The organism is Dactylosporangium sp. NPDC051484 (genome assembly GCF_040689395.1).
Lineage (GTDB): Bacteria > Actinomycetota > Actinomycetes > Mycobacteriales > Micromonosporaceae > Dactylosporangium.
Genome location: NZ_JBFAZX010000037.1, coordinates 19,197 through 42,380 on the forward strand (window position 1 = coordinate 19,197; position 23,184 = coordinate 42,380).

The window sequence follows — 23,184 nt, forward strand, 5'->3', positions numbered from 1 at the left end:
AGCACCGCGTGTCACTGCGCGTCGCGGCCGCGACGCCGGGCAGACCGCCGGTCCTGATCTCATCCCGGCCCCGCACGTGCTGCGGGGGCCGTGTTCGTCGCGCACCGCTCCCTCCGGCCGGTACATCGCCGTACCCGACGAAGCCCCCGCCATGGGCTTGCCCTGTCTTCCCCCAGCACCGCGCCGAAAGGTCCCCCACCCGTGACCACACATGCATCGACATTGACCGACGGCAGCAGACCGTCCACCGCCGGCGAGGGCGACGAGCTTCCGGCGGGCGCCGTCTCCGGCCTGGGCATCTTCGGCCAGGGCCTGGCGGCCGCCGCTCCGAGCGTCGCGATCGCGAGCGTTCCCGGCTCGCTGTTCCTGGTCTCCGGCAAGGGCGCCTTCTGGGCGGCGATCATCGGCGGCGCCCTCGTCTACCTCATCGCCGCCCTGATCGCGTTCCAGGCCCGGCGGACGGTCTCGTCCGGCTCGCTGGGCACGTACGCCGGCAACGGGCTCGGTCCGGTGGCCGCGTTCGTCACCGGCTGGGCCCTGATCCTCGGGTACATCGGCTTCGCTGCCGCCGGTGTGCTCGGGGCCGTGTTGTACTTCAACTCGTTCCTCCAGGAGATCGGCCTGCACACCGACCACGTGGCGGTCAAGGTGCTGCTGCTGGTCCTCGCCTCGGCGGCGGCGTTCTACATCCCGTTCCGCGGCGTCAGCGTGTCGGTCAAGCTGGGGCTCGGATTCGAGATCGTGTCGCTGGTGGCGATCTTCGTCATCCTGATCGCCTCCTACATCCACTACGGGCCGCATCTCGACACCGAGCAGTTCAGCCTGCACCACCTGGGCGCCAGCACCACCCTCATCGCCGCGGTCACCGCCGTCGGGTCGTACGCCGGCTTCGAGAGCATCGCCTCCCTCGGGCACGAGGCGCGCGACGCCCACCGCAACGTTCCCCGGGCGATCCTGCGACTGGTCATCATCCTGTCCGCTCTCTACCTGCTCGCCACGTATCCGGAGATCCTCGGCTTCCAGGGCCTGAGGAAGCTCGACGCCGACAGCACACCGCTGCCGGTCGTGGCGGAGAACGTGGGCGTCAACTGGGTCACCTACATCGTCACGCTCTCGCTCGGCACGGCGATGATCGTGTTCTCGGCCGCCGTGATCAACTCCGGCGCGCGCAGCCTCTTCACGCTGGCCCGCGAGCAGGCCCTGCCCCGTTCGCTCGGCCGGGTGCACTCCGCATTCCGTACGCCGCACGTCGCGATCGCGTTCGTCAGCGTCGTCGGCTTCGTCATCGGCCTGATCGGAACGGTGAACTCGGTCGGCCGGTTCCAGTGGGACGTCTATGTCGGCATCGTCTCCAGCTACGCATACCTGTTCGCCTACCTCCTGGTCGCCATCGCCACGCCGCTGTGGCTGCGCAAGATCAAGGCACTGACTCCGGGAGCCGTCGTGGTGGCGGTACTCGCCGTGCTCGGCATCCTCTACGTGATCTACAAGAACCTCGTCCCGGTCCCGGACGGCGCCTACCGGTACCTGCCGTACGTATTCCTCGCGCTGCTGCTGGTCGGCCTGCTCCGCTTCCTGCAGCTGCGTGTCACCCGCCCGCAGATCGCCGCCCGGGTGGGCTCCATCCAGACGCTGTCGGAGGCCGAGCAGGAGCGACTCGCCGAGCTCGGCATCCTCGACACCGTGACCGGCGGCCATCGCGCCGACCGCGCGGTGGACGACCTCGGCGGCGGCTCCTCGCGCTGACCCCGGGCGGGCGCGGGGACACCGCGCCCGCCCGCGACCACCCTGACCACCAGGCCACCTGGCACTGCAACCGATCCACGGATCCACCGAGTTCGAGGACCACGACATGCCGTTCTTCACCAGCTCCGACACACGCCTCTACTACCGCGCATGGGAGGTGGACCAGCCGGTCGCCGCGTTCGTCTTCCTGCACGGCGGTGGCGAACACTCCGGTCAGTTCAGCCGGCTCGCCTCGCGTCTCAACGCCGCCGGCATCGACGTCCACGCCATCGACCACCGAGGCCACGGCATCTCCGAGGGGGAGCGCGGGGTGGTCCGATCGCTCGACGCGCTCGCGCGGGACGCGTCCGCCCTGGTCGACATCGTCCGCGAGCGCCGGCCCGGGCTGCCGCTCGTGATCGGCGGTCACTCGCTGGGCGGCTGGGTCACGGCCGCCGTCATCACCGGCGATCCGGCGCCCTTCGCGGGCGCGGTATTCACCGGGGCCAGCCTTCGCGGGCGTACGGCGCTCGACGGCCCGGCGCCGGGGGAGAGCTTCGCGTTCGACACGTCGGTGCTGGCCGCCGACCCGCACTATCTTGAGGAGCTCACCAAGGATCCCCTGGTCCAGCTGGTGCTTCCCGAGCCGGAGGTCACCGCGGCGGCCCTCGCCGTCGCGGCGGAGGAGCTCGCCACGACCTTCGTCAACGTGACGCTGCCCGTGCTGTTCGTCAACGGCACCAGGGACGCGCTGGCCTCGATCGAGGACGCGCGGCACTGGCACGGCACGCTCGCGAACGCCCGCCTGGTGGAGATCCCCGACGGCCTGCACAACGTGCTCAACGACGTCGACCACGTGCGGGCGATCGACGCGGTACGCGACTTCGTCCTCGATGTCGCCGCCGCGCGCCCGGCCGTGGCGGGTGCCTGAGCCGTGCCGATCCACCTGCACTGGTACCTGCCCACCAACGGCGACAACCGCGACATCGTCGGCTCCGGTGACGGCTCGCAGAAGACGCTGTCCGCCGTGCGGTCCGGATTCCGGCCACCGTCGATCGAATACCTCGGCGGCATCGCGCGAGCCGCCGAACAGCTCGGCTTCGAAGCGGTCCTCACCCCGACGGGCACGTGGTGCGAGGACGCCTGGATCACCACGGCGGCGCTGGCCGGCGTCACCACCCGGCTGAAGTTCCTGGTCGCGTTCCGCCCCGGCCTCATCTCACCGACCCTGGCCGCCCACCAGGCGGCGACCTTCCAGCGGATCTCGGGCGGGCGGCTGCTGCTCAACGTCGTCACCGGCGGCGACTCCGCGGAGCAGCGCCGCTTCGGCGACCATCTGGATCATGACCAGCGGTATGCCCGGACCGAGGAGTTCCTCACCGTCCTGCGCGGCGTGAGCGCCGCCGCCGAGCCGTTCGACTTCCACGGCACGCACTTCGACATCGAGCAGGCCTCGATCCCTTTCGCGCCGTTCGCGCCGCCGGCGATCTTCTTCGGCGGTGCCAGCCCGGCGGCGGAAACGGTCGCGGCGCGGACGGTCGACACCTATCTCGCCTGGGGTGAGACACCCCCGCAGATCGCGGAACGGCTCGCCCGCATGCGCAAGCTCGCCGAGGAGGCCGGGCGGACCCTGTCGTTCGGCATCCGCTTCCACGTGCTCAGCCGCGACACCTCGGCGCAGGCATGGGCCGAGGCGGACCGGCTGCTGGAGCGCATCGACAGCTCCCGCATCGAGCAGACCCAGCGGACCCTGGCGGCCAGCGAGTCCGTCGGACAGCGGCGGATGCTCGCGCTGCACGGCGGCGACCGGCGCAACCTCGAGATCTACCCCAATGTCTGGGCCGGCTACGGCCTGGTCCGCGGCGGGGCCGGCACGGCGATCGTCGGCAGCCACGAGGAGGTCGCCGATCGGATCGCCGAATACCACGACCTCGGCATCGACCACTTCATCCTCTCCGGGCAACCGCATCTGGAGGAGGCCTACTACTTCGCTGAGGGCGCCGCCGCCGAGCTTCGCAGCCGCGGCCTGGTCGCCCCCCACCCCAACCAGAATGGAGCACGAGCATGACCAAGGCCACGATCGCGAGCTCTACCTCGCCGTTGTTCGAGAAGGCCGAGCCCTCGGCGTACTTCAGCGACGAGGACTACCAGCGCTTCCACGACCGCGCGGCGGGCTACGACCGGGAGAACCGGTTCTTCGCCGAGGACTTCGAGGACCTGCGCGCGCGGGGGTATCTGCGGGCGGCGGTCCCGGCCGAGCTCGGTGGCGGCGGGCTCAGCCTCACCGCCGTGTCGCGCGAGCAGCGGCGGCTCGCCTACTGGGCGCCGGCGACCGCGCTCGCGGTCAACATGCACCTCTACTGGACCGGTCCGGCCACGGCGCTGACCGGCACGGGGGTCGAGGACCTGGGCTGGCTGCTGCGCGCCGTCGCGGACGGCCAGGTGCTGGCCGCCGGGCACGGCGAGCGGGGCAACGACCTGGGCCTCGACGACTCCGTCACCGCGGCGGTCCCGCAGCCTGACGGGTCCTACGTGGTGACCGGCCGCAAGACGTTCACCTCGCTCTCCCCGGTGTGGGACAAGCTCGGCATCCACGCCCGCGACGACTCCGATCCCGAGCACCCGCGCATCGTGCACCTGTTCCTCGATCGCGACGCGGCCGGCGTCTCGACCGAGAAGACCTGGGACGCGCTCGGCGTCCGGGCCACCGCCAGCGACGACACGCTGCTCGACGGCGTCCGCGTCCCGGCCGACCAGGTCGTCGGGGTGCATGAGATCGGGCAGGCCTACCCGCCGTACGTCGCCGGGATCTTCCAGTGGTACCTGCCGCTGGTCGCCAACGTGTACTTCGGGATCGCCCGCCGGGCCCTGGACCTCGCCGAGCTGACGGCACAGGAGCGCAAGTCGCTGGCCCTGCCGGGCAAGACGCACGCCGACAAGCCGGCCGTGCAGCGGCAGCTGGCCCAGGGCGAGATCCTGCTGGACGCCGCGTGGTCGCTGCTGGAGCGGGCCACCGCCGACCTCGACGCCGGCGTCGATCACGGCGAATGGTGGACCCCGCGGCTGTTCGCCGTCAAGGAGTTCGCCGTCACGACCGCCCGCCAGGTGGTGGACATCGCCGTCCAGGTCGTGGGCGCGTCGTCGGTGAGCCGGACCAACGAGCTCGAGCGGCTCTACCGCGACGTGCGCACCGGGAGCCTGCACCCGCCGAACACCGACCTCGTCCTCGACATCGTCGGCCGGACCGCCGTCCGCCGCTTCCCCTGATCCGCGCCGTCCGAGAGGCGATAGTCATGAGCATCGACATCCGGTCGCTGACCACGCCGGAGGAGGTCAACGCCGGCTTCCGGGTCTTTCTGCGCGCCATGGTCGGCCTGCCGTTGCGCGACCTCGACGCCACCGAGCTGACCGAGCCCGGCCGCTACCTCGGCGCGCTGGACGGTGACGTCGTCGTCGGCAGCGCCGACTCGTACACCAGCTGGCTGGTCGTCCCCGGCGGCGCGCGAGTTTCGCACGCGGCCGTCACCCACGTCGGGGTTCTGCCCACCCACCGGCGCCGGGGCATCGTCAGCGACCTCATCGCCCGGCAGCTGCGTGACGCGGCGGCCCGCGGGGAGGTGCTCGCCTCGCTGCGCGCGTCGGAGGCCGGCATCTACGAGCGCTTCGGCTACGGCGTCGCCTCGTCGGCCCAGTCCGCCCGGGTGAGTCTGCAGCGGGCGGCGCTGCGCGCGGAGGTCCCGGCCGGTGGCTCGATCCGGCTGGCCGACCGGTCGGTCACCACGCAGCTGCTCGACGGCATCTACACGCGGGCCGCCTGGACCGGCGCCATCCACCGGCCCGAGGGCTGGTGGCGGCTCCAGCAGATCCAGCGCGACGCCGACTCGGTGATTCACTACGTGGCTGTGCACAGCACGGACGGCGCCGACGACGGATACGCGATCTACCGACCGGAGAACACCGGCGCCTGGTTCACCAGCCCCGAGAAGACCGTGACGGTCACCGACTTCGTGGCGCTGAACGACAACGCCCGGGCCGGCCTGTGGCGCCACCTGCTCTCGCTCGACCTCGTGGACGTCGTGGCATTCGACGCGCTGGCGCTGGACGACGTGCTGCCGCTCGCGGTCGTCGACCGCCGATCGGTCGCCCTGGGTCCGGCGCACGACGAGACGTGGCTGCGGCTGATCGACGTCGAGTCGGCGTTGCGTGCCCGTGGGTATGAGGGCGAGGACACCGTCGTGCTTGAGGTGCGCGACGCGCTGCTGCCCGCCAACGACGGCGGCTACGAGATCGGCGCGAAGTCCGTGTCGCGCACGAGTGCCCCACCCGACCTCACCGTCGATGTGGCCGCCCTGGCCGCCGCCTACCTCGGTGGCACGGGGTGGCGCCACCTGGCCTCGGCCGGGCGGGTCACCGTCCACTCGCCGGAGGCGGTACGCCGCATCGACGCGCTGTTCGCGGTCGACTCGCTGCCGTTCGCCGGCACCATCTTCTAGGACCAGCCATGAACCATGATCCGTTGATCCTGTCGGCGTTCACCATGTCCACGGTGTCGCACGGCAACACCGGCCTCTGGCGTCATCCGGACGACCGGACCGCCGGCTACACCACGCTGCCGTACTGGGTCGACCTGGCGCGGCGGCTCGACGCCGGCGGCTTCGACCTGCTGTTCATCGCCGATGCCGTCGGGCAGCTGGACGTCTACGGCGGCAACGCCCGCGCGGCGCTGGCGCACGGCGTCCAGACGCCGGTGACCGACCCGCTGCTGGCCGTTTCGGCGATGGCAGCCGCCACCGAGCGGCTCGGCTTCGGGGTCACCGTCTCGACGACGTACGAGCACCCGTACCTGCTGGCCCGCAAGTTCAGCACGCTGGACCACCTGACCGGCGGCCGGATCGGCTGGAACATCGTCACGTCGCTGCTGGACAGCGCGGCACGCAACATCATCGCCCGCGACCGGCAGATCAGCCACGACGAGCGGTACGCGATCGCGCAGGAGTTCCTCGAGGTCACCTACAAGCTGTGGGAAGGCTCGTGGGAGGACGGCGCGGTGCTGCGCGACCGGGAGCGGGGTATCTTCACCGACCCGGACAAGGTGCACGAGATCGGCCACGCCGGCAAGTACTTCTCGGTCCCCGGCGCCCACCTCGTCGAGCCGTCACCGCAGCGCACCCCGTTGCTGCTCCAGGCCGGGACCTCGACGGCGGGCCGGGTCTTCGCCGCCCGCAACGCCGAGCTGGTCTTCGTCGCCGACCCCCGGCCCGAGGTGCTCCGGCGCAACATCGCCGACATCCGCGCCCAGGCGGCCGGTTTCGGGCGCCGGCCCGAGCACATCAAGTTCATCACCTCGGTGACCGTCGTCGTCGACAGCACCGACCAGGCGGCGCAGGCCAAGGCGAACGACCTGCGCCGCTTCCGCGACACCCGTGGCGGCCTGGTGCTGCTCTCCGCGCTCAGCGGCGTCGACTGGTCCGAACACGACCTCGACCGGCCGATCGAGCAGTTCGAGACCGACGCCAGCCGTTCCGTGCTGGCCGCCGTCAACGATCCCACCGTGCGGCAGCGGCTCACCCTGCGCGACTACGTCGACGGGCTCAGCGGCTTCGGCGGCGAGGTCCTGGTGGGCAGCGCCACGACCGTCGCGGACGAGCTGGAGGCGTACGCTGCGAAGACCGGCGTGGACGGCTTCAACTTCGTCTACCTCACCACGCCCGGCAGCTTCGACGACCTGGCCGAGCACCTGATCCCCGAGCTGCGCCGCCGCGGCCGGGCTCGTGACCAGACCGACGCCCGCACGATCCGCGAGGCGATCTTCGCCGGCGGTCCGCGGCTTCCCCACGACCACCCGGGCGCGGGCTACCGCCGGCTGCCCGTGAACAGTGCTTCAGGAGATTCCCGATGACCCGTCAGCTGCACCTTCTGGTGCTCGGCAACCCAAGGTTCGGCAGTTCGTGGCGCTACCCGGGCGTCGTCAACGGACCCGCCGCCGTTCTCGAGTCGGTGATCGAGACGGCCAGGACCGCCGAGCGCGGCACCTTCGACGCCATCTTCTTCGCCGACGCCCTGAACTACGGGCCTGAGGCCGCGTGGCCGCACAAGGCGACCGAGGACTTTGAGCCGTTCACCACCACGGCGGCGCTGTCGCGGGAGACCGAGCGGCTGGGCCTGGTCGTCACCGGCTCGGCGACGTTTCAGGCGCCGTACCACCTGGCGCGTCAACTGATCTCGCTGGACCACCTCAGCGGCGGCCGAGCCGGCTGGAACGTGGTGACCAGCTTCGCCGAGGCGGCGGCGGCCAACTTCGGGGACGCGGGGGTGATCGACCACGACGAGCGCTACCGGGTCGCGGCCGAGACCCTCGAGGTCGTCCAGAAGCTCTGGGAGTCGTGGGGCCCGGACACTGTGGTGGAGGACCGCGCGGCCGGGGTCTACAACGACCACCGGAAGATCCGCGTGCCCGCGCACAAGGGAGAGTTCTTCGCCGTCAAGGGTCCGCTCGGCGCCGCGCCCTCCCGGCAGGGCCAGCCGGTGATCTTCCAGGCCGGGTCGTCGAGCGCCGGACGCGCGTTCGCCGCACGCAATGCGGAGGTCATCTTCACCGGGCAGGGCGACTTCGATCGCGGGCGCACCTTCGTCGAACAGATCCACCGCGAGGCGAGCTCGGCCGGGCGGGAGACGCCGCCGCTGGTGACCCCGTCGCTGGGCTTCATCGTCGGCTCCACCGAGCAGGAGGCGGCAGCCCTGGAGCGCACGCTCTTCGAGCACTTCATCCCCGAGTACCAGATCGGCTGGCTTCAGGAGGTCGACATCGACCTGACCGGCGCCGACCTGGACGGTCCGGTGCCGCTGTCGGCCTTCGCCGCGTCGACGCAGACCCACCAGACCGCGCTCGCCGGTTATCGGGCGCTGGCCACCGAGGGCAACCCGACCGTGCGCGAGTTCCTGTTCCGCACGGTCACGGCCTTCGGCGCCCGCGTCGTCGGTTCGCCCGAGCGGATCGCCGACGAGATCGAGCGCTGGTACGCCGGCCGGGCCGCCGACGGCTTCATCCTCGCGCCGTCGGGGCTGCCGGGGCAGCTGGAGGCGTTCGTGGACCACGTCGTGCCGATCCTGCGCGCCCGTGGCCTGTTCCGGCACGAGTACCACGGCGACACGCTCCGCGACCACCTTGGGGTGCAAGCGGTCAGGACAGCTCGACGATCGTGATGACCGGGGTCTCGCGGTTGATGGTCTGCGCCACCGGCGAGCCGGCCAGCGCGCGGTCCCAGATGTCGCGCAGCGTGTCGTCGTCCGCCTCACCGGACATGGTGGCGCGCAGCTCGATGCCGCGATAGCCCGGATTGCCGGCGGACTCGATGCCCGCCCACCGCAGGACGTTGTCGAACGTGCCGGACACGTGCACCACCAGCGAGGTGAGCCGGACGTTCTGCACCGTGGCGTGCATGACGACGCCGGCGATGAGGCAGCCGGCGATGGAGGCGAGCAGGTACTCGTGCGGGGTCGGCGCGGTGTCGTCGGCGGCGACGTCCCCGGGCTGGTCGAACGCGATCTCGTGCCCGCGGACGGTCGCCTTGCTCTGGAACCCGGTCAGCCAGCTCGCCTCGATGTCCCACGGCCCGCTGAACTCCCGCACCCGCCGGGCGTCGCTGAGCTGCTCCATGATCAGCGCGCGGTTCTCCGCGCGGATGCCGTTGACGTCGCGTCCCAGGGCCGGCTGGCGTGCTGTCATGACAGCAACGTTAGTGTGCAACTGTTAGCCGATTGCGAACAGAAGGCTGCGGGTGGCGTGGGCGGCGAGGACGGCGGGCGGGTCGCCCTGTTCGGCATCCCGCAGCTCGACCAGCTCTTGCAGGGGCTTTTCTGGGGCGAGAACGTCTTCTGGGCACTCGACGGCGACGACGACGGCATGGCCCGGTTCGCCGAGGGCGTGCTCAGATGCATCGCCCGGGTGCCGTCGTTCACCCGGCGCATCGTCGTCGACACGCAGCCGCCCCGGTGGAGGGCGCCGGACGGCTTCGAGCATTACCCGGCCGGCATGGGCCTGCACGATCTCGTCACGGACCTGAAATCCGCGACGGACCGTCCCGGCGGGCCGGGCGTCGTGCTGGCGATCAATCTGCGCGCCCTCGCCCGGGACGATCGAGCGGCGGCGCGGGCGACGGCGCAGCTTGGCCACTTCGCGCTCCAGCACGGCGTGGTGACGCACTGGTTCGATGCCGCATCGGACCAGACCTCGGGGGTGCAGACGCTGGCCCAGTGCGTGATCGAGGCGCGGGCCGGTCATCTGCGCATCGAGCGGGCGGACGGCCGGCGCTCCCAGGTCCGCGGTGCCATGCTGCCCTACCGGCTGGGGGAGGAGGGCCTGACGGTCGAGGCCACCAGCGCGGCGTCGCTGCTGGGCCGCGGCCTGCGCTCGATCCGCCACCAGCGCGGCTGGACCCAGGCCCACCTCGCCGAGCTGGTCGGGGTGTCGGCCAGTGCGATCTCGCAGGCCGAGCGCGGCCAGCACGCGCTGTCGCTGGAGACGGTGCTCGAGCTCTCCGACAAGCTGGGCATGTCGGTGGACCACCTGCTGCGTGGCCGGCCGCCCTCGTACGAGCTGGCCCGGGCCGACGGGCGGGTGGGCGGCACGCCCTACCTCATCGACAGCGAGTCGCTGGGCCTGCGCACGACCGTCGTGCGGATCCCGCCGCGTGGTGCCGCCGCGCCGGCGTTCCGGGCCGACAAGGCGCAGGTGCTGCTCGTCGCCGTCGGGCTGGTCCAGGTGGTGCTGCCGGCGGCGCGGCCCATCCTCCGGCAGGGCGATGCGCTGACCGTGCATCAGGCGGGCGTGAGCAGCTGCCGCAACCTGGGCGACGACGAGGCGATCGTGTTCTGGCAGGAGCACGACTGACTTCAGTTCTACTTTAGTTGCTCTCGGAATGACCGAGATCTCAAGAGGTTGACTTAAGTTTGAGCGGCGTGCCATCCTCGGTTGGTATTCCTACTTCTCCGGTATGCATAACAGGTAATGCGACCTCGGACAACGCCGATCTCGCGGCTTGATCTCCCTGGCCTGCGTGGCCACCCCCAGGCGCCCGTAACGCAGAGAAGCGACGACGCGTGTGCCCATGCACCACGAAAGGATCGACCAGCCATGGCCATATTCCAGCGCTCACTGCTCGCCTGGACCGCTGTGACCGCCGGCGCCGCCCTGCTGCTGGCCGGCTGCGGTTCCGGCTCCGGCTCCGGCTCGGCAGGCTCGGCGGCCGCGGACTCGAAGCCCCGCGACGGCGGCACGCTCATCGTCGGCCAGTACCAGGAGGTCACGCAGTTCGACCCCAACCGCCAGTACTCGTGGGAGACCTGGCGCATCGACCGCAACATCTACGAGACCCTCGTCACCGAGGATCTGTCCTCGCCGACCGGCGTCCCGAAGATCGTGCCCGGACTGGCCACCTCGTGGACGGTCAGCCCCGACGCCACCACCTACACCTTCAAGCTGCGCCAGGGCGTCAAGTTCACCGACGGGACGCCGTTCGACGCGCAGGCCGTGCAGTTCAACGTGCGCCGCTTCACCGACCCCACCTTCCAGTACTACGACAAGGTCAGCGCCGCGACGATGGGGCTGGTCTACGCGGATCTCGCGTCGTTCAAGGTGATCGACGACTACACCGTGGAGTACGTCTTCAAGCACCCCTTCCTGGACTACCTGCGGCAGATCCCCAACAGTGGCAACGCGGCGTCGGGCATCTTCAGCCCGGCCGCCCTGCAGAAGTACGGCCAGGACGGGCTCGCCGACCACCCGGTCGGCACGGGGCCGTTCAAGTTCCAGGAGCGGGTGCGCGGCGACCACACCACGCTGGTGCGCAACCCCGACTACTGGGGCGCCCGGCCGCACCTGGACAAGGTGATCTTCAAGCCGATCGGTGACGACCAGAGCCGCGTCGCCGCGCTGCGTAGTGGCGCCGTCGACCTGATCAGCCGCGTCCCACCGGACTCGGTCGCGACGCTGGAGAAGGCCGGCTTCGCGGTGCCGGAGAACAAGAACGTTCCGCAGATCATCTACTACAACTTCAACTTCGCGAACCAGTATCTGCAGGACAAGCGGGTGCGGCAGGCGATCATCCACGCCGTGGACCGCAAGACCCTGGCCGAGAAGATCTACAAGGGCTACGCGGAGCCGGCGACCTCGATCATCAACCAGGGCAACGAGGCGTACGACGCATCCGCGGTCGACTACCAGTTCGACCCCGAGGCGGCCAAGAAGCTGCTCGCCGACGCCGGCTACCAGCCCGGCGAGGTGAAGTTCACGATCCTGACCGACACCACCGGACAGCCCACGGCGGAGTTCATCCAGCAGCAGCTCAAGGCGGTCGGCATCGAGGCCTCGGTGGAGTCGTTCGAGTGGATCACCTACGGGACCCGCGCGGCCAACCTCAAGCCGGCCGACGGCATCAACCTCGGCGAGTGGGGCTACATCGCCCCCAACTGGGTCAAGATCTCGCACAACTACAGCGTGGTCAACCGCGGCGGGGACAAGTACTCCGACACCAGCGCGGCGACGGTCAGCGCGATCGAAGCGGCCGCAAACAACTCTGACCCGGCCAAGTCGAAGGAGCTGTGGCAGGCGGCGGCGCAGACCTGGGCCAAGGACGCCACGATCTTCCCGCTGATCTCCTTCAACCGGTACTACGCGGTCGCGCCGCGCGTCGGCGGGTTCGTCTGGCCGCAGCAGGACCACTACGACCTGTCGCAGATCTGGGTGGCGAACTAACAATGGCGCGCCGGATCCTGTGGCGGCTGGCGAACCTGGTACCGCTGCTGTTCGTGATCAGCCTGCTGGTGTTCTTCATCTCCAAGGCCGGTCCGGCGGACCCCGTCAAGAACGTGCTGAGCGAGAAGATGTCGCCCGAGCAGATCGAGCAGATCCGCCAGGCGTACGGGCTCGACCAGCCCGCCTGGAAGCAGTACCTGCTCTGGCTGCGGGACATGTTCGCCCATGGCGGCGGCATCTCGCTGAGCGTGCGCAGCCCCGTGTCGGGCATCGTGTTCCCGGCCTTCCTGAACACGCTCATCCTCGGGGCGGCGACGACCGTGGTCGCCGTCGCCCTCGGGGTGCTGATCGGGTTCGTCTCGGGGATCCGGCACGGCCGGCTCATCGACCGGGCGGCGATGCTGCTGGTCCAGATCGGCAGCAACCTGCCGATCTACTGGTTCGGCCTGATCGTCATCTGGCTGACCGCGGTCCAGTGGAACTGGCTGCCCCCGGGCGGCATGCACGACCTGCGTGGCGACGGCGGCTTCGGCGATCTGCTGCTGCACCTGATCGCCCCCGCCTTCGCGGCCTCCCTGGTGTCGATGCTGATCATCGCCCGGTTCGTCCGGGCGGCGGTCATCGAGAGCGCGGGATCGGACTACATCCGCACCTACCGGTCGCAGGGTTTCGGGCGTGCGGCGATCCTGGGCAAGCACATCGGCCGCAACATCCTGCCGCCCATCGTCAACACGACCGGGCTCACCATCGGCTCGGTCATCACCGGCGTGGTGTTCGTCGAGACGATCTTCTCCTGGCCCGGTCTCGGCAGCGTGCTGCTCAACGCGATCGCGGGCAGTGACTACCCGGTGATCCAGTCCGGCATCCTGCTGGTCGCCGTCACGTTCGTGGTCGTCAACCTGATCACCGACGTGCTGCTCGACCTGCTTAACCCGCGGCTCAGGCACGGTGGCGCATGACCACGACAACAACCGAGGTCCGCGCCGCAGCGCCGCCACGACTGAGGCGCTCCGCCGCCGCCCGCTTCGTCCGCAACCGCGAGGCGATGCTCGGGCTGGTCGTCCTGATCGTCGTGATCGGCATCTCCGTGCTGGCGCCGTGGCTGGCCACGTACGACCCGAACGCCGGCGATCCAGAGAACGTGCTGGCCCCCGTCGGCTCGGCCGGCCACCTGCTGGGCACCGACGACCAGGGCCGTGACGTGCTCAGCCGGCTGCTCCACGGCGGCCGGGGCGCGCTGGTCGTCTCGATCGTGTCGGTCGCGGTGGCGCTGCTGATCGGGACGGTGCTGGGACTGTACGGGGCGTTCGCCGGCCGGCGTACCTCCGGGGTGCTGATGCGGATCATCGACCTGATGTTCGCCTTCCCGGTGATCCTGGTCGCGCTCTCGCTCGCCGCGGTCATCCACCCCGGACCGTGGGTCCTGATCGGCACGGTGGTCTTCGGCGCCGTGCCGTACGTGACCCGCATCGTGTTCGCGGAGGCGAGGATCGAGCGGGAGAAGGACTACGTGGAGGCGGCGCGCTCGCTGGGCGCCTCCGAGGCGGCCATCCTGCGCACCGAGGTCCTGCCCAACCTCCTCTCCTCGGTCGTGATCTACGGGACCAGCCTCGTCGGCGTCAACATCGTCTTCACCGCGAGCCTGAGCGCGCTGGGCCTCGGCATCCAGCCGCCCAGCCCGGACTGGGGCCGGATGATCTCCGAGGGCGCCAAGGTCCTGGTGACCGGCAACCCCGGCGTCGCCACGTTCCCCGCCCTCGCCATCCTGCTGGTCGCCCTGGCCTTCAACTGGCTCGGCGACGGCCTGCGCGACGTCCTCAACCCGTGAGGTGATCCGATGACAGCCGTGCTCACCGTCGATGGCCTGCACATCGACTTCCAGCTACCCGGGGCGGTCGTGCACGCCGTTCGCGGCGTCGACCTCGAGGTCGCTCCCGGAGAGGTACTGGCCCTGGTCGGCGAGTCCGGATCCGGCAAGAGCGTCACCGCGGCCGGCATTCTCGGCCTGCTGCCGCGAAACGCCCGGGTGACCGCGGGCAGCGTCCGCTTCCAGGGCACCGAACTGGTGGGCCTGGGGGAGCGGCAGCTCAACGTCTTCCGCGGTGCCGGCATCGGAATGATCTTCCAGGACCCGGTGACCTCGCTCGACCCGTCGTTCACGATCGGCAGCCAGCTGGGTGACACCGCCCGCCTGCACCTGCGGGTGTCCCGCAACGAGGCACTCGAGGTGAGCCGGACCTGGCTCGACCGGGTCGGGATCGGCGACCCGGACCGAGTGCTGCGGTCCTATCCGCACGAGCTCAGCGGCGGCATGCGGCAGCGGGTCATGATCGCCCTCGCCGGGCTGTCGGGCCCGAAGCTGCTCATCGCGGACGAGCCGACCACCGCGCTCGACGCCACGGTCCAGAAGCAGATCCTGGACCTGCTCCTCGGCCTCGCCGGCGAGGCCGGCACCGCGGTACTGCTGATCACCCACGACTTCGGCGTCGTCTCGCACACCAGCACCCGCGTCGCGGTGATGAGCGAGGGGACGATCGTCGAGATCGGGCAGACCGGGCAGGTCCTCGGCGCGCCGTCGCATGCGTACACCCGCACCCTGATCGACTCGGTGCCCGAGATCGGGCAGCGCCACCTCCAGGACGGCCACCAGCGGCGGCTGCTCGGCGCACCGGCGGCCACGGCCCGCGTACGCCTCAGCGAACGCGGCGAAGCCCCCCGGCCGCCGGCCGACCGCCCGATCCTGGAGCTGCACGAGGTCACCAAGGAGTTCTCGATCGGCGGGCTCGGCACCGGACGGCACCGCACGACCGTCCGCGCGGTCAGCGAGGTCTCGCTCAGCGTGCGCCGCGGCGAGATCTTCGGACTCATCGGCGAATCCGGCTCCGGCAAGTCCACGCTGGCGCGGCTGTCCGGCGCGCTGCTGCCGCTCACCGCGGGCTCGGTCACCTTCGACGGCGCCGACGTCGGCACGGCCGGCAAACAGGGCCTGCGGGACCTGCGGCGCCGGTTCCAGTACGTCTTCCAGGACGCCGCCACCGCGCTGAACCCGCGGATCAGGGTCGGCGACCAGATCGCGCGGCCGCTGCTGCGGCTGGGCAAGGCGACCGGCCGCCGGGAGGCCACCGAGCTGACCCATCGGGCACTGGAGCTCGTCGGCCTGAACGCCGGCTACGCGGACCGGTATCCGCGCGAGTTCTCCGGTGGGCAGCGGCAGCGGGTGGGCATCGCCCGCGCCATCGCTCTGGAACCCGACCTGCTGATCCTCGACGAGCCGACCTCGGCGCTGGACGTCTCCACCCAGGCGGCCATCATCAACCTCCTGCTCGACCTCAAGGACGAGCTCGACCTGACCTACCTGTTCATCGGCCACAACCTGGCGATCATCGACTTCGTCTGCGATCGCATCGGCGTCATGCGCCAGGGCTCGCTCGTCGAGACGTTCCCCGCCGGTGAGCTGTTCTCCGCCGACCGGCAGCCGGCCACCCGCGCCCTGCTCGACGCGGTCCTGCCCGTCCGGGCTCGCCGCCGCGAAGACCTCCTCGCTCCCTCCACCATCAAGGACTGATCATGACCACGACTGACGCCCCGGCCGGGCTGACCTACCTGCGTCCCGCCACCGCTACCGCCGCCGAGCTCTCCGAGCGCTTCCAGCCGATCTTCGACCGGATCGCCGAGGGCACCGTCGCCCGGGAGAAGGACCGGATCTTCCCCCACGACCAGGTGCAGTGGCTCAAGGACGCCGGATTCGGCCGGGTCCGCATTCCGGTCGAGCTCGGCGGTTTCGGCGCCTCACTGGAGCAGACCTTCGCCTTGCTCGCGGACCTCGCCGAGGCCGACGCCAACGTCTCGCACATCTGGCGCAACCACCTCGCCTTCGTCGAGGACCGGCTCAACGCGGCGCCCTCGCAGACCAACGACCGGTGGATCCAGCGCTTCCTCGCCGGTGAGTTCGTCGGCGGCGGGTGGACCGAGGCCAACAACGGCACGTTCGCCAACCTCAAGACGACGGTGCGCGGCAACGGCGACGGGTGGCTGGTCAGCGGCGCCAAGTTCTACGCCACCGGCAGCCTCTACGCCGACTGGCTCGACGTGCTCGGCAAGGGCGACGGCGACACCGTGCTCACCGCCCTCGTGCGCCGCGACGACCCCGGGGTGCGACTGGTCGACGACTGGAACGGCTTCGGCCAGCGGACCACCGCCAGCGGGAGCGCCACGTACACCGACGTTCCCGCGGCCGAGGGCGACGTCTTCCCGGCCGGGGAGCGCTTCGTCTACCAGGGGCACTTCTACCAGACTGCGGTGCTGGCCGTGCTGACCGGCATCACCCGGGCGGCGCTGCGCGACGGGACCAGCGCGCTGAAGGCCCGCGGCCGCAACTACCCCCAGGCGCTCGACCCCGACCCGACCCGCGACGCTCAGCTGCTGCAGGTCATCGGCCAGGTCTCCGTGTACGCCTTCGCGGCCGGAGCGGCGCTGCGGGCGGCGGGGCACGCCATCGACCTGGTCGCGGCGGCCCACGCGAGCGGCGACGAAGTGCTCCGCAAGCAGCGGGTCCTCGAGGCCGAGGTGGCCACGGTGCACGCGCAGCTGGCCATCATCGACGCCGCGCTGCAGGCCACGACGACCGTCTTCGACGCCCTCGGCGCGTCCGGCGTCTCGGAGACGCTGCTGCTCGACCGGCACTGGCGCAACGCCCGCACCCTCGCCTCCCACAACCCGCGGGTCTACAAGGCGCGCATCCTCGGCGACTGGATCGTCAACGGCGCCGACCCGGTGCCCGACCTGACCTTCACCCACCGCGGCGGCCAGGGCAACTGACCCGGATCGCAGGAGCAGCACACATGGCACACCGGCCGCTTCGCCTCGGCTTCGCGCTCAACTTCCGCACGACCTCGCGCGTCATCGACGACGTCGCGCGGGTCTACGACGAGGTCATCGACACCATCGCGTACGCCGAACAGCTCGGCATCGACAGCGTTTGGGTGGGCCAGCACCACTTCGACAACACCGACGGCCCGTTCGCGTCGCCGCTGCCGTTCCTGGTCGCGGCGGCCACCCGGACCTCGCGCATCACACTCGGCACCGGTATCACCACCCTGCCGCTGGAGGACCCGCTGCGGCTCGCCGAGGACGCGGCGGTCGTCGACGCGCTCACCGGCGGCCGGCTGCACCTCGGGCTGGGCACCGGCGGCGCCAACCTCGAGGGGTTCGCGGCATTCGGACAGTCGGCCGACCAGCGACACGCCCTGTTCGACTGGAAGGTCACGGCGCTGCACGCGGCGCTCGAAGGCCGGCCGCTGGTGCCCGGCGCCGACGCGCCGCGGCTGTATCCGGACGGCACACGGGTGCGACGACACCTGTGGCAGGCCGCGACCAGCATCGAGCAGGCGGTCGCCGCCGGCCTGGCCGGCGACGGGCTTCAGCAGGGCGCCTTCTTCGACCCGGCGGACACCGGTCAGGCGCCGAAGGTCGCGGCCTACCTGGAGGCGCACGAGCGAGCCCACCCGGACGACGTGCCACGGGTCGCAGTCTTCCGGTTCGTGTACGCCGGACGCGACAAGCAGACGGTACTGCGCGAGGTGGAGCCGGTGCTCGGGCCGCGGCTGCAGGCGCTGGCGGACCGGGCGGCGTTGAGCGGCAACCCGCGGCTGCGCGGCCTGAGCGTGCGTGAGTACCTCGACCTCGTGCCGTTCTACGGCTCCGCCGACGACATCGCCGAGCGGGTCGGCTCCGACCCGGCGATCGCGGCCGGTGCCACCGACTTCGTCGCCAACTTCTCCTACCGCGACGACTTTGACGCGGCCAACGCCCGAGCCCGGCTGGACGTCCTGGCCACGCGGATCGGGCCGGCGATCGGCTGGCAGCCGGCCGGAGCGCTGCGATGACCCGTGCCGCCCCACCAGCGAAGGGACAACCGATGCCCGCCCCGTACCTCGCACTAGGCCTCGCCGGTCCGCACCTCATCGAGCTGGCCGGCAGCGCCGACCTGCTCGCCCGATGGGACGCGCTGCCGGTAGCGTTCACCGTCCTGGGGATCGACCGGATCGACGGGCGCGGCCCGGCGCCCTCGACGCTGGACGGCAGCGCCGTCGGCGCGATCCTCGCCGGCCGCACGAGCCGGGCGCGCTTCCTCATCGCCGCCAGCCCGCAGCGCGACCACCCCTACAACCTGGCACGCCGGGTGGCATCGCTCGGGCACCTCTCCCGGGGGCGCAGCGGCGTCCTCTTCGGGGTGGCGGACGCATACGCCGCACCCGGCCCGGACGACACCGGCGCCTGGGGCGGCGCCGGGCTGGGCGTCGGCGCACCGCTCACCGCGGCGACGGCGCTCGACACGGCTCGCGCCGTCCGGGCGCTGGAGCAGAGCTGGCCGTACGACTCCATCATCGGCGACCGCGAAGCCGGCATCCTGGTGCAGTCCGATCAGATCGTCCACATCGATCACGACGGCGCCTTCCACATCGCCGGCCCGCTGAACGCTCCGGAGCCCGCCACCGGCCCCTCGCCCATCGCCTGGTACGCGACCACGCCGGACGACGTCGTCGCCGACTCGGCGCCGGTCGACCTGGTCATCGGCGCCGGCGGGTCCGTCCGCGTCGCGCCCCTGGGCCTGCGGCCGGCGGACGGCGACGGCGACGGTGTTCTGCTGCGACCGACCGCCGACCAGAGCCTGGACGAGGTGCTGACCGAGGCCGAGCGGTTGCTCGCCGACGGCTTCACGCCGGTGACGCCGGGCGGACCGCTGCGCGCGGCCCTCGGTCTGGCGGCCCCAGCGCGCCCGGCCGGCGCTCGCGCCGCGTTCCCCGCGCCCGAACCCCAGCCCTCCCTGTAACCCCGGAGAAGAGACTATGACCGATCGCCGTACGGGACACGTCATCCTCGGCATCAACGTGCTCGTCCTCGGCTATCTGCCGGCTGCGTGGCAGTCGCCGCTGCTGAAGAAGGACTCCTTCGTCGACCCGGACTACTGGGCGGGCATCGGCCGCACGGCCGAGCGGGGAACACTCGACGCGATCTTCCTTGCCGACGGACCGGTGCTCGGCGATCCCGCGTACGACGCCAACCCGATCCGGCTCGAACCCACCGTGAACTGGGGCTACGTCGCCGCCGCGACGGAGCGCGTCGGCCTGGTGTCCACGGCGTCGACGACCTTCAACGACCCCTTCGAGCTCGCCGAACGGCTGCTCTCGTGGGACACCCTGTCGGGCGGCCGCGCGGGCTGGAACATCGTCACCACCCGCGGCGCGCAGGCCGCCCGCAACTTCGGCCTGGCGGACGTGCCGCTGCGCGACGACCGGTACGAACGGGCCGCCGAGTTCGTCGACGTCGTCACGGCGCTGTGGGACTCGGCCGCGACCGGCCACGACGTCCACCACCACGGCGACTTCTTCGACATCGACGGCCGGCTCCGCGTGCCGCCGTCCGCGCAGGGCCGCCCAGTGCTGCTGCAGGCGGGCGGATCGCCCAAGGGTCGGGCCCTGGCCGGCCGGGTCGCCGAAGGCGTGTTCGCGGCCGAGCTGACCAAGCAGAAGGCGATCGAGCACTACCGACTCGTCAAGCGCCTCGCCAGCGACAACGGCCGCTCGCCCGACGACGTGAAGATCCTTCCCGGTCTGCTGCTTAGCCTCGGCAGCACCGAGGAGGAGGCTAAGCGGCGCAGCGACGAGCTGCACGACGCCGGCCCGGCCTCCTACTCGATCCAGTGGCCCTCTCAATCGATCGGGTTCGATGCCTCGAAGCTCGAGCTCGACGAGCCGTTCCCCGAGGAGGTCTTGGCCGCGCCCGCGGACACGCAGACCTTCCAGGGGAGCATGGGGTTCCGCGAGTCGATCGTCACCCAGATCCGGCGCACGAACCCGACCGTGCGTGAGTACCTGAAGCAGACCCGCTACACCGGCTCCGGCCACGCCGGCTTCGTCGGCACGCCCGAGCAGCTCGCCGACCACATCGAGGACTGGTTCCACTCGGGCGCGATCGACGGCTTCAACCTCCAGCCCGATGCGCTGATCGACGGCCTCGACGTGATCGCCGACGAGCTCGTGCCGATCCTGCGCAAGCGCGGCCTCTACCGGCACGAGTACGAGACCAGCACCCTTCGCGCGCATTTCCAGGCGGCCTCGCCCACACCCCACCTTGGCTGAACACCTGAGAGGTGATCGACATGACCCAGCTTTCCCAGCCGTTCCCCACCAACCAGGATCTCGACCCGGTGCGCCTGCGCCAGGCGTTCGGCATCTTCCCCAGCGGCGTCGTCGCGGTCGCCGCCCAGGTCGACGATGCCCTCGTCGGCCTCGCGGCCAGCTCCTTCACATCGGTCAGCCTTGACCCGCCACTCGTGTCGTTCTCGGTCGCCAACGCGTCCAAGACATGGCCCGACCTGCGGCGCGCGGCGCACCTGGGCGTGACGATCCTGGCCGACCGGCACGGCGGCCTCGCCCGCCAGCTCGCCGGCCCGCCCGAGTCCCGCTTCAACGACGTGGAGGTCGCGCTGAGCGAGCACGGCGCGGTGACGCTGCCCGACGGGCTCGCGCAGTTCGACACCACGATCTACCGCGAGGTCGAGGCGGGCGACCACACGATCGTGCTGCTCCGGCTGCACGCGGTGCAGCACGCCGACCACTCGTTGCCCCTGGTCTTCCACCGCAGCGGCTTCGGTTTCCGCAGCGAACGGTGACCCGAGGGCCGCACGGCCCCCTCCCGGCCGGCACCGTGCATGACATCCCATGACCGCGTTCATTCTCGAGAACCGAACGCCGCAGCCGTGTGATCGTGCGTGAGAGACGTGGCAACCTTCTGCTGTCCGTGGCGGGTATGGAGACCGACTACGTTTCGGCAGTCGATCGGGGGCACGGGTGGATCGCGACAGCGAGCGCGACTTCCGGGACTTCGTGCTGGTCGCCTATCAGCGGCTTACGCGTACCGCGTATCTGTTGTGCGGCGACCGGCACGAGGCTGAGGACCTTGTCCAGACCGCGCTCGCCCGCGCCGCGCTGGCCTGGCACCGGCTCGACGCGGGACCGGATGCGTATGTGCGCAAGATCCTCGTCAACGTGTTTCGCAGCAGCCGGAGACGCCACTGGCGGCAGGAAATCCCGGTCCAAGCAGTCCCCGACCGTGGCCTGGCCGATGCCGCCTCGACGACGGACGACCGAGACTTCCTACGACGGGCCCTCGCCGAACTGCCGCCCCGGCAGCGCGCGGCCGTCGTGCTGCGGTTTTACGAGGACTTGTCCGAGCAGCAAACCGCCGCCGTGCTCGGCTGCTCGGTCGGCACCGTCAAAAGCCTGACCTCACGCGGGCTGCAGCGGCTGCGCCGCGACCTGCCCGCCGAGAAAAGCCATGCGCAGCCCGCGGAGGTGGACCGGTGACCGACAGCATCGAGTTGCTGCAGCAGCGGCTGCATGATCTGGCCGATGAGCTCGGTCCGTTGCCGGTGCCGCACGAGGAGATCCGCCACCGTACCCGGCGGCTCCGCCGTTGGCGTCGGGCCGGCAGCCTGGCCGCGGTCGCCGTCGTGGTCGTGGTCGCGGTCGTGACCGTCAGCGTGGCGCTGGTGGTTCGACCGGCGCCGATGCCCGTCACCGCCCCCGACGGGCCGTTCCTCGGCTGGCCGGTCACCGGCAACGCCACGGGCACCGGCCTGCTGGCCGAGGCGGTACAGGTCTGGGACTCCACCCGCGCCTCGGGCCCGCACACCGACATACATGCCCTGCTCGTCGACCGCGATCCGGTCCTCCTCGGCCCCGTCGTGGTGCTCGAAGGCCGCGACGCGCAGGGCGAGCCCCGGCTGGCCATCCTGACCGGCAGCGCCGAGGACCGCGACGCGCTGCGCCTGCGTGCCGACCGGCCGGCGCCCAACCCGGTCGCCACCCGAGTGGTGAGCATGGTGAGCGGACGATTGGGCACCGCGACGGGCATCGAGCCGCTCGACTCCCGCCCCTCCGCCTGGCTGTTCGCGCTTGGCGCGCCAGGGGTGACCGGCTTCGGCTACCACTCGACGGCCGTGGACCAGGAACTGGTCGAGGGCGGCGGCCCGGACCTGGGCCGGCGGCTGCTCGTGTCGCTACCGCCCGGCGCGACGCCGATCAACACCACCGTCATCGCGAGGCATGCCGGCACCGTGGTCTTCCGCGGCCCGGCCGACGGCGGCGCCATCGGCGACGCGGTCGCCGTGCCGGCCACGGTCCTCACCCGATCACCCGACCACGCCCGAATCCAGGGCTCGCCGCGCGCCCTCCTCCCGGGCCGGCTCGTCGCGACGCCGGACGGCCTGCTCGGCCGAATCACCACGGCGCGCGGCGAAGAGGCTGACGTGGAACTGGTGACCGCCGCCTCGTTCAGCATCGACGCGCTGACCGACATCACGTACCGGCCGCTGCGACTGGTCGGCACCGGCGGCAACGCCCGGCTGGACCAAGTGCCCGCCGACGCGCACGTGGTCGCCACGAACCGGATCGTGACCGTCGACCCGGCCCAGCACTCCGACCGGCTGGGCACGCTGACGATCGGCCGCGTCGGCGCCACCGGCCACGACCTGGTCCCGGCAACGGAGATAAGCGACCTATCCCGGGTGTACGTCATGGTGGAGTACGAAGCCGAGCCGCGGTGAGTCGATGAGCCACCGCCTCCATGCCGCCCGGACGAGGGGCGTCGAGCTGCGTCCGGCCCTCGGGCTGACCAACTGGTCCACGCACATCTGCGCCGGT

General features: G+C 71.2%; 20 protein-coding genes. 19 read left to right on the top strand and 1 reads right to left on the bottom strand.

The window, feature by feature from the left end:
* The first annotated feature begins 201 nt into the window (after positions 1 to 201).
* From AB0367_RS34290 to AB0367_RS34320, 7 genes are all read left to right on the top strand, one after another.
* Positions 202 to 1,746, top strand: coding sequence for an APC family permease (locus AB0367_RS34290; protein WP_366230652.1), 1,545 nt, complete (start codon positions 202 to 204; stop codon positions 1,744 to 1,746).
* 106 nt (positions 1,747 to 1,852) lie between these two features.
* Positions 1,853 to 2,656: an alpha/beta fold hydrolase gene (locus AB0367_RS34295; protein ID WP_366230653.1), complete on the top strand. Its 804-nt coding sequence runs from the start codon at positions 1,853 to 1,855 to the stop codon at positions 2,654 to 2,656.
* Positions 2,657 to 2,659: 3 nt separating this feature from the next.
* Complete coding sequence (locus AB0367_RS34300) at positions 2,660 to 3,793, top strand: LLM class flavin-dependent oxidoreductase (protein ID WP_366230654.1); 1,134 nt, start codon at positions 2,660 to 2,662, stop codon at positions 3,791 to 3,793.
* Positions 3,790 to 4,992, top strand: a complete 1,203-nt coding sequence (locus AB0367_RS34305; RefSeq protein WP_366230655.1) for an acyl-CoA dehydrogenase family protein — start codon at positions 3,790 to 3,792, stop codon at positions 4,990 to 4,992. Before AB0367_RS34300 ends, AB0367_RS34305 begins: the two co-directional genes overlap by 4 nt.
* A 26-nt stretch (positions 4,993 to 5,018) precedes the next feature.
* Positions 5,019 to 6,218: a GNAT family N-acetyltransferase gene (locus tag AB0367_RS34310; RefSeq protein WP_366230656.1), complete on the top strand. Its 1,200-nt coding sequence runs from the start codon at positions 5,019 to 5,021 to the stop codon at positions 6,216 to 6,218.
* A gap of 8 nt (positions 6,219 to 6,226) precedes the next feature.
* On the top strand, positions 6,227 to 7,624 hold the full coding sequence (locus AB0367_RS34315; protein WP_366230657.1) for an LLM class flavin-dependent oxidoreductase: 1,398 nt from the start codon (positions 6,227 to 6,229) through the stop codon (positions 7,622 to 7,624).
* Positions 7,621 to 8,928, top strand: coding sequence for an NtaA/DmoA family FMN-dependent monooxygenase (locus tag AB0367_RS34320; protein WP_366230658.1), 1,308 nt, complete (start codon positions 7,621 to 7,623; stop codon positions 8,926 to 8,928). The genes AB0367_RS34315 and AB0367_RS34320 overlap by 4 nt, the downstream gene beginning before the upstream one ends.
* On the opposite strand, the gene AB0367_RS34325 is transcribed toward AB0367_RS34320, so the two are convergent.
* Complete coding sequence (locus AB0367_RS34325) at positions 8,906 to 9,451, bottom strand: OsmC family protein (protein WP_366230659.1); 546 nt, start codon at positions 9,449 to 9,451, stop codon at positions 8,906 to 8,908. The genes AB0367_RS34320 and AB0367_RS34325 overlap by 23 nt on opposite strands.
* A 57-nt stretch (positions 9,452 to 9,508) precedes the next feature.
* On the opposite strand from AB0367_RS34325, the gene AB0367_RS34330 reads away from it, so the two are divergent.
* From AB0367_RS34330 to AB0367_RS34385, 12 genes are all read left to right on the top strand, one after another.
* Positions 9,509 to 10,615 (top strand): helix-turn-helix transcriptional regulator, encoded by a 1,107-nt coding sequence (locus AB0367_RS34330; RefSeq protein ID WP_366230660.1) that lies wholly within the window; start codon positions 9,509 to 9,511, stop codon positions 10,613 to 10,615.
* Between the two features lie 243 nt (positions 10,616 to 10,858).
* Positions 10,859 to 12,478 carry an ABC transporter substrate-binding protein gene (locus AB0367_RS34335; RefSeq protein WP_366230661.1) on the top strand — a complete coding sequence of 540 codons (1,620 nt, stop codon included), beginning with the start codon at positions 10,859 to 10,861 and terminating at the stop codon, positions 12,476 to 12,478.
* A gap of 2 nt (positions 12,479 to 12,480) precedes the next feature.
* On the top strand, positions 12,481 to 13,437 hold the full coding sequence (locus AB0367_RS34340; protein WP_366230662.1) for an ABC transporter permease: 957 nt from the start codon (positions 12,481 to 12,483) through the stop codon (positions 13,435 to 13,437).
* Positions 13,434 to 14,306, top strand: coding sequence for an ABC transporter permease (locus AB0367_RS34345; protein WP_366230663.1), 873 nt, complete (start codon positions 13,434 to 13,436; stop codon positions 14,304 to 14,306). Before AB0367_RS34340 ends, AB0367_RS34345 begins: the two co-directional genes overlap by 4 nt.
* 9 nt (positions 14,307 to 14,315) lie before the next feature.
* Positions 14,316 to 16,043: an ABC transporter ATP-binding protein gene (locus AB0367_RS34350; RefSeq protein WP_366230664.1), complete on the top strand. Its 1,728-nt coding sequence runs from the start codon at positions 14,316 to 14,318 to the stop codon at positions 16,041 to 16,043.
* A 2-nt stretch (positions 16,044 to 16,045) separates the two neighbouring features.
* Positions 16,046 to 17,296, top strand: coding sequence for an acyl-CoA dehydrogenase family protein (locus AB0367_RS34355; RefSeq protein ID WP_366230665.1), 1,251 nt, complete (start codon positions 16,046 to 16,048; stop codon positions 17,294 to 17,296).
* A gap of 23 nt (positions 17,297 to 17,319) precedes the next feature.
* A complete protein-coding gene (locus AB0367_RS34360) occupies positions 17,320 to 18,363 on the top strand; it encodes an LLM class flavin-dependent oxidoreductase (protein ID WP_366230666.1) in 1,044 nt (347 codons plus the stop codon).
* Positions 18,364 to 18,395: 32 nt separating this feature from the next.
* Entirely contained in the window at positions 18,396 to 19,310 is a 915-nt protein-coding gene (locus AB0367_RS34365) for an LLM class flavin-dependent oxidoreductase (RefSeq protein ID WP_366230667.1), read from the top strand.
* Between the two features lie 16 nt (positions 19,311 to 19,326).
* Complete coding sequence (locus AB0367_RS34370; protein WP_366230668.1) at positions 19,327 to 20,619, top strand: NtaA/DmoA family FMN-dependent monooxygenase; 1,293 nt, start codon at positions 19,327 to 19,329, stop codon at positions 20,617 to 20,619.
* A gap of 20 nt (positions 20,620 to 20,639) precedes the next feature.
* Entirely contained in the window at positions 20,640 to 21,152 is a 513-nt protein-coding gene (locus AB0367_RS34375) for a flavin reductase family protein (RefSeq protein ID WP_366230669.1), read from the top strand.
* A 178-nt stretch (positions 21,153 to 21,330) separates the two neighbouring features.
* Positions 21,331 to 21,846, top strand: coding sequence for a SigE family RNA polymerase sigma factor (locus AB0367_RS34380; RefSeq protein ID WP_366230670.1), 516 nt, complete (start codon positions 21,331 to 21,333; stop codon positions 21,844 to 21,846).
* Positions 21,843 to 23,087, top strand: a complete 1,245-nt coding sequence (locus AB0367_RS34385) for a hypothetical protein (protein ID WP_366230671.1) — start codon at positions 21,843 to 21,845, stop codon at positions 23,085 to 23,087. The genes AB0367_RS34380 and AB0367_RS34385 overlap by 4 nt, the downstream gene beginning before the upstream one ends.
* Positions 23,088 to 23,184: the final 97 nt, after the last annotated feature.